Annotated in this window: 5 protein-coding genes; all 5 read left to right on the top strand. The window is 49.4% G+C overall.

Annotation, left to right across the window (positions count from 1 at the left end):
• Positions 1-53: 53 nt before the first annotated feature.
• Genes ABY802_RS08710 through ABY802_RS08730 form a run of 5 tightly spaced genes read left to right on the top strand, consistent with a single transcriptional unit; the run spans position 54 to position 6,988 of the window.
• Positions 54-344 carry a PAAR domain-containing protein gene (locus ABY802_RS08710; RefSeq protein ID WP_372626656.1) on the top strand — a complete coding sequence of 97 codons (291 nt, stop codon included), beginning with the start codon at positions 54-56 and terminating at the stop codon, positions 342-344.
• A 47-nt stretch (positions 345-391) separates the two neighbouring features.
• Positions 392-1,438, top strand: coding sequence for a hypothetical protein (locus ABY802_RS08715; protein ID WP_372626657.1), 1,047 nt, complete (start codon positions 392-394; stop codon positions 1,436-1,438).
• Complete coding sequence (locus ABY802_RS08720) at positions 1,423-2,415, top strand: hypothetical protein (RefSeq protein ID WP_372626658.1); 993 nt, start codon at positions 1,423-1,425, stop codon at positions 2,413-2,415. Before ABY802_RS08715 ends, ABY802_RS08720 begins: the two co-directional genes overlap by 16 nt.
• Positions 2,416-2,429: 14 nt before the next feature.
• Positions 2,430-6,623, top strand: a complete 4,194-nt coding sequence (locus ABY802_RS08725) for an RHS repeat-associated core domain-containing protein (RefSeq protein ID WP_372626659.1) — start codon at positions 2,430-2,432, stop codon at positions 6,621-6,623.
• A 53-nt stretch (positions 6,624-6,676) separates the two neighbouring features.
• Positions 6,677-6,988: a hypothetical protein gene (locus tag ABY802_RS08730; protein WP_372626660.1), complete on the top strand. Its 312-nt coding sequence runs from the start codon at positions 6,677-6,679 to the stop codon at positions 6,986-6,988.
• Positions 6,989-7,409: the final 421 nt, after the last annotated feature.

Raw genomic sequence — 7,409 nt, forward strand, 5'->3', positions numbered from 1 at the left:
AACCCTGAGCGAGTAAGACACTGGCGCAGAATGCGTTGCAATACAGGTGAACAATGAGCAAGCCCGCCGCGATAATTGGTTGTATGCATGTCTGCCCCAAAGTTACTGGCCAGGTACCGCACGTGGGTGGGCCAGTGCTGCAAGGCTCCCCTACTGTCAGCATTGCCGGTATGCCTGCAGCACGCAAGGGCGACAAGCTGTTATGTGTCGGACCGCCTGACAGCATCAGCGGCGGCTCGGCTACCGTGTTTATCAATGGCAAGAATGCGGCCAGGCTTGGCGATGACACAGCCCATGGCGGCAAGATAGTGGTAGGGGTCCCCACCGTGCTGATTGGTGGCTAGGTTATATCAAGAATAAGGCAACGGAAAGGCACTGGTATGGCTGAACAATGATGCAAACATTCTCTGATCTGGCAGAGCGCAGTCATCTGCTATGGTTGCAACGCGACCGCTTCAGTAGCAGTGATTACATTACGCTTACCCAGTTGCAGCAGCATGACAATCGCCTGCTGCAAAGTGTGCGTTTATGCCAGCGTTATCTGAGCCAGCAGCTCGATTTGCCGTTGTGGCTGCAGGCATTGCTGGATAATCGTGTGGCTGATCTGGACAGCTTGTTGTCGTTGCCGTTGACTTTATCTGCTCAGGTGTTACTGGCAGAGCTGTGGCTGGCGTTGCAGCAAAAAACCAAAGCACATTATTTTGAGCAGTACTGCCGTTCAGAACAGAGCCTGTTAATCTGCCTGCTTGCTGACAAACCCGCTGCTTGTCGCCTGTTTGACGTTATGCAGTCCTTTGACAGAAGAAGCGCCGTGCAGTTAGCCGGGCACTGTGGTTTAACGACCCAGCGTGCTGCTTTATTACAGCAGAAAACCGATCATACTCTGGGCGCGGCAAGCCTGGCCGAGCTTAATTACGCATTATATTTACTGGGGCAGCATAGCGATGAATTTGAGTTGGCACAGCAGTTACAAAGTGCAGAATGTCTGACCACACGACAACTGCAATTATTGCTGCTGGGTGCCTGCACGGAGCGCAAAATACGGATCGTTAATGCGCTGTGTAGCAGCGACATTGCTTTGGCGGTCAATGCGATGGGGTTTAGCGGATTGGCTAAGTTTTGTCCGGTATTACTTGAGATAGCGCAGGAGCCTGCCCACCGGATTGCCGCGCAAAGCGCTCTGATAACGATGCTCGGTGCACTGGCAGCTGATAGTTTACAAACGGAGCTAGCGGCAAATAGGCAAAGGTTAATGCCTGACACTACCGAGCCTTTGCTTGGCGGGAAGTTGTTAAATTCACTGGATTTTGCCGCGTGTTGGGCAGAGGGCAATCAGTATCAGCGTTTTGCTGTAGCTGCTCTTAGGGTAATGCAGACCCCGGGTCTGGCTCTGGCTGAACCTAACAACTGGCAAGGTGGACTATGGCCGGTTGCATAGCCGTTACAGAATATGCCGCGGTGCTGGGTAAAACTGCAGTTACTGATTGGGCAATGCAGCTGGATGTGGTCCCCGTAGCGCCCACACTTTGTATGCATAACGGACAATGGCGGCAATTTAACCGCGTAGCAGAGCTTGAACCCGGTTTGTCGTTTGCGGCAAGGTTGGTTGCCTTATTGGCTGGTTTGTGGCCGCAATTAACGAATGCGCCCGCAGCAGCGCCGGTGTTGTTAGTGTTACCTGAGCAATTGGCTAACGAGTCCCTGTTAGCACAATTTTTAAGTAGCCTGCGGCAGGCATATCCGGCGCTGTTAAGCCATAACGCATGCCAGATATTCCCTTATGGCTGCAGTGCAGCATTGCTGGCGATGTCTGCTGCCAGGCAGTTATTTGAGGAAGGGACGCCGGTAGTGTGGCTGATTGCGGTGGACAGCCCGGTAGCCAGTTACCTGCCATTGGCAGCAGGGGCAGCTGCCAGCAACGGGCAGGCGGTTGATAGGGCTGATGCGCTGCAAACAGAACAAGTGCTGTGGTCTGAGGGCGCAGTGGCAATTGCCCTAAAACAGGATGACGCGGGTTTACGGTGTCAGCATCTGGCAGCAGATGCCACGGTCAGCCATAGCAGCGCCGACCTGGCTATGGACCATTTATTTGTAGGGGCTGCACAGAGCATTAAAGGCCCACTTAGCCAACTGTATCTGCCAGACAATGGCAGCAGTGCAGTGACCGCATGTTGGCAGTGTCATTATCCATGCCTGGCACCGATAATTGATATGAGTACTCAGCTGCACTTTCCTGCCTATTATACAGGTGAACTTGGTGCTGCCGGCGGTGTTTACCGGCTATTACATTTATATCTGGGGTACAAAAGCGGTAGCCTGAATGGCGCAACCCTGCAGTGCGAAATTTCACCGCGGCTGTATCGTGCCGTGGCTGTTTTCAGTTGGCAGCATGCCAGCAGCATTTCTGAATTTTAAGGATATTAACTGGCATGGCAGCGCATTCTTTAACCCTTAAATCCCAGTCGGGCAAAATGTATTTATTTTGCACAGAAACCCAGGGTCAAAGTGGTAAACCGTTGCAATTTGTCAGCCGCGATGCGGCTACCAACTGGATCCGTCAATCATTCGATCGTAGCGCCACCCAAAGCGACAGTATCAGACACGTATATCAATGGTTCTGTAAGCAGCCAACGGCAGCAGATTTGGCCGCACCTCTTAGCGCCGTGCGCGACGCTGAATTATGCCGTACTCTTGCCACCGTGCTGCTTGAGGGCAAACTTCTGATCCTGCAGTTGCCTGAACAAAAAATTGTTTTAACAGCGCCTGAGTCAGTGACGCCGCCAGCGACCAACGCCAAAACTCTGGCACGAGGGGGCAGAGCCACAGCCACAAGTTCGGCCAATGCTCACCCTGACGGTAAGGTTGCTGTAACTTCTAAGCAGGCTGGCACTAACGCCGCCAATCAAAACACACCAGAAACTGACAAGGTCGAAACCTGTGGCGATCCGGTGTCTATGTGCACCGGAGAGGAGATCCTTGAGCTAACCGACTTTGAGCTGGCCGGGCCTTTGCCAATGCAATGGCGACGTACTTACCGCTCCAGCCAGAGCCATCAGAATATTGGTTTTGGCTTTGGTTGGCGTAGTAATTTTAACCTGTATATCGACAGCATAACTGATGAAGGCGGCGCTAAGGCATTACTGCTGGTTAATGAAGAAGGGCGACAACTGCATTTTTTGAAGCCAGAGCCGGGCCAGACCAGTTATCAGCTGGCCGAGGCGCTGGCGCTGCGAGCTGAAACCGATGGCAGCCTGGTGCTGTTAAAACCAGATAATACCCATTGGATATTTGTACCGGCGGCTAGTGAACCTGCTTCGAAAAGCATTGGACCTGATTATAAAAAACGCTGGGTACTTCATCAGGTAATGGATAGCCTGGGGCGTTATTTACAGCTTTTTTATAACCGGCATAATCAGCTAAGCCGGATTGATTACACCCGCAAAAAAGGTATTGAACTGCATTACAACACCGCGGGCATGTTAAGCCGGATTGAAGCGGTTAGTCTGAGTGAGCAGGGAGTAAAAGGCACAGCACTTCTGCTGGCGCAGTATCACTATAACGATGACAATGAGCTTGTCAGCGCCATTAACAGTGGCGATGAAACCGAAAAATACCAATACCGCCAGCATTTGCTGACGGTACGGCAGCGGGCGAGTGGATTTTGTCACTATTTCAGCTGGCAAGGTGCAGGCCCTGACGCCCGCTGTGTTCGTAACTGGGGTGACAATGGCATTTATGATTACCGCTTCAGTTACGATGATAGTAATCGCAGTGCCCGCAGTATCGATGGTAATGGCCATTGCTGGCAGTACTTTCATAATGACCGTAATTTACTGATAAAAAAGGTGGCGCCAGATGGTGCTACCTGGCAATACAGCTGGAATAAGCAGGGCAAGAAAACCACTGAAACGCTACCCGATGGCAGTCAGACGCGCTTTTATTACAATGAAAATGGCCAGTTGGTTACTCAGGAACATGCCGACGCAGCAATTAGCCATTTCCAATACAATGAGCTGGGTCAACGCTGCGCTATTATTGATGCTGAAGGGCGGCAATGGCGCAGGGAATATAGTGCTGGTGGCTTGTTATTACGTGAAACCAACCCCGATAACTCAGTTACACGTTACCAGTATAATGCTGAGAACCAGCTGGAAAAAGTGTATTTGCCTGCAGGTGGCGTACAGCGCTTATTGTGGAGCGACGAGAGTCAGTTACTTGCGGTAAAACATAATGATGCATTAACCCGTTTCAGCTATGACAGTCTGGGCCGGTTGAACGGTATTGTTGATGCCAGTGGCCTGGTCACTGAGTATCAGTATAATCTGGCTGGTAAACTGGTAAAACAAACCCAGTACCCGGCCGACGCTTCAGCAACGGGTGCAGCAGACACCTCGCCAGATATTTTAGCGGCGGATTTGCCAGATAGCCCCACTCAGCGAATAGAGCAGCACTACCGCTATGACAGCAGCGGCCGCTTGCTCAGTACCACCAATGCCCACGGCGATGTGACGCAGCGCGAGTTCGCCGGGTTAAGTCAGCCGACCAGCCTGCTGCAAGCAGACGGCAGTGGCTTTAACTACCAGTATGATAACGAGCGCAACTTAACCGCAATAATGCGCAGTGACGGTGCCCGTTATCAGCTGGATTATGATGCACAGGAGCGTCCGGTAAGGTTACAGGGCTTTGATGGCCGGTTGCAGCATGTTCAGTATGATATTAACGGCCAGGTTGCCAGTGTGCGTGATGGCAGCAAACGCCAGCTAAAAGTTAAACGCGATAAACGCGGCCGGATCACCGAACAAACGGCGTTACATGGTCAGATGCTGGCCAGTAATCATTTTCATTATGATAAAATTGGCCGGATATTGCGGGCCAGCAATGGCCAGCGAAAATTACGGTTTAATTATCATTTAAATGGTAAGCCCAGCGAAATTTGGCAGGATAACAGCTGCATATATCATCAATACAATGAGCAGGGAAAATGCAGCACCACCCAACTGCCTGATGGCACCACAATAGACTACCGTTACAGCGAAGAAGGCCAGCTAACCCAGTTGGCGGTCAATCAGCAGCCTGTTCTGTGGCGCACGTTCGACAGTGTCGGTCGCGAAACCGGCCGCGAATATGACAGTGGCCTGACGTTAGAGCAGCAGTTTGATGCCTTTAATCGCTTAACCACCCAGCAGTGGCAGTGGGGTGAGCAGCGTCAGCAGCGCCAGTACCGTTACACGGCACTGCATCAAGTGAAAAAAGTAACGGATAACCTGCTCGGTAACACTGAGTACCAATACAACAAGCTTGACCAGCTTATCAGCAAAACACATAGCACGGATAGCAATCAGAACGAGAGTCATCAATGGGATAGCTTTGGCAACCCTACTGGTGAGGGTATTGAAGTAAAGCAAGACCGGCTGCTGCGTTATCACGATAAGCAGTATCAGTATGATGACAGCGGTAATCAGCTTGCAGTCTCAGCGCCTGATGTTGCTCAGCAACGGGAGTTTAATGGTTTTAACCAGCTATCCAGTGTCAGCTGCAATGGCACTATCAGCCGTTACGAATACGACGCCCTGGGTAGACGCAGTGCTAAAATTAGCGGCGGAGAGCGTACCGAGTATTTCTGGGATGGCGATAAGCTTATCGGCGAAACTCGCGCTGACAACAGCAGTGCTAGCGAGCAAATCTGGTATATCTACGAGCCAGGCACGAGTAAACCTTTACTGCTTATCAGAAACGGTGAAATTTACTATTATCAGTTAGACCAGCTTGGTACGCCGTTATCAGTAACCGACAGTAACAACCGCATAGTCTGGCAGGCCAGTTACTCCGTTTTTGGTAAAGCGCTCGTAACGCGTAACGAAATTAGTAACCCGTTACGCTTTCAAGGACAGTATTTCGACAGCGAAACCGGCCTGCACTACAATCACTTTCGATACTACGACCCCGAAACCGGCCGTTTTATCAGCCAGGACCCAATAGGCCTTCTCGGCGGCATTAACCATTACCAGTACGCCCCCAATCATATCAATTGGGTGGACCCATTGGGGTTGAGTTGTAAGGAGGGGGACGGAAAGTATAATACCACTCCCTTACTACCAGAGTTTATTGGGGAAAACGATTCCTCTGACAATGATCGTTGGAACCTAATGTTTGGTAAAGATGTCGTTTGTGAATACCTCAATGAGCAGCAGCGTTTAGCTTTCAAGGTTGTAATAGAAAATGGACTTTTAGTTTATGGCGACGGTTCATCAAAAGGCAAAGTTGTAGATACAACGAGTATGACTTCATTGCACAGCGATAAGCCTACAGCAATTTTTGTAATGGATGATTCTGGTTCTATCTATGTTGGTTCACATGGTGAACCCGGGAGCTTCCATCACTCAAGCTTTTTGGCTGGGATGGGAGTCGCTTCAGCTGGCGAGATGGTCGTCAAAGATGGGGAGATTATAGATGTCTCAAACTTGAGTGGGCACTATCGTCCAGCTCAGTCTCTTAACGACCAATTGTTCACTGAGCTTGACTTAAAAGGTTTGAGTAAGCCGGAGATTGACAATATTACTAGGTCGGGCGTTAATGACTCAGGAGAGTATATGAGTCCAAAACCGCAAAGAAAATTTTATTAAGCAAATAAATGGCTGGATGGTGATGACATACCTTATGATTGGAATGGCTTTTAATGACAACTAGAATTGATAAAACAGAAAAAAGCGCCTTATCTCTAATACTATACCCTTTTCAGTTTGAGAAAATGACTGATGATTTTTCGTGGGATCAGAGACATCAAAATAAGTTGTCGAAATTATATGATATCAGTAAGTTGAGACTCATTTCTGAACAGGTTAACCACTATTTTGTGGCTAAAGATATTGATTTGTCGACTGTGCTGCCCTCCATGAACGCTAGCGCTGCTGAAAAAGAACAATTACTTAAGCATATTCAAGCCGGTCTAAATAAAATTACAGACAACATCGATGGTTCTGCAAGTTAACTGTATGGCATTTATCAAACAACACGGATTAAAGACAGGTGTAGTGGCAAACTTCGATTCTGTCGACTACGCGATTGCTTTGTAGGATTACGACTATTCGGAACGAGCTGAAATGTTTTTCAGAACTCTAAAAAAAGCATTAGATGAAAGTATTACCAAACATTAGCCGTTATTGGACTGTAGCATGGACAGTCACTATAAATTCACGGACAGGCAAGACTAACAAGATTTGGCCAATTGCCTGACAAAAATTAGAACTGGGACAGGCACAAGTTTGACGGGCACAAGTTTGACGACCCCGACACCGGCCGTTTTATCAGCCAGGACCCGATTGGCCTGCTCGGCGGCATAAAACTGGGACAGGCACAAGTTTGAACAATATCTATGTATCAGTGGAATGCATGTGGATAATGTAAATTGA

Source organism: Arsukibacterium sp. (assembly GCF_041616895.1).
Classification (GTDB): Bacteria; Pseudomonadota; Gammaproteobacteria; order Enterobacterales; family Alteromonadaceae; genus Alishewanella.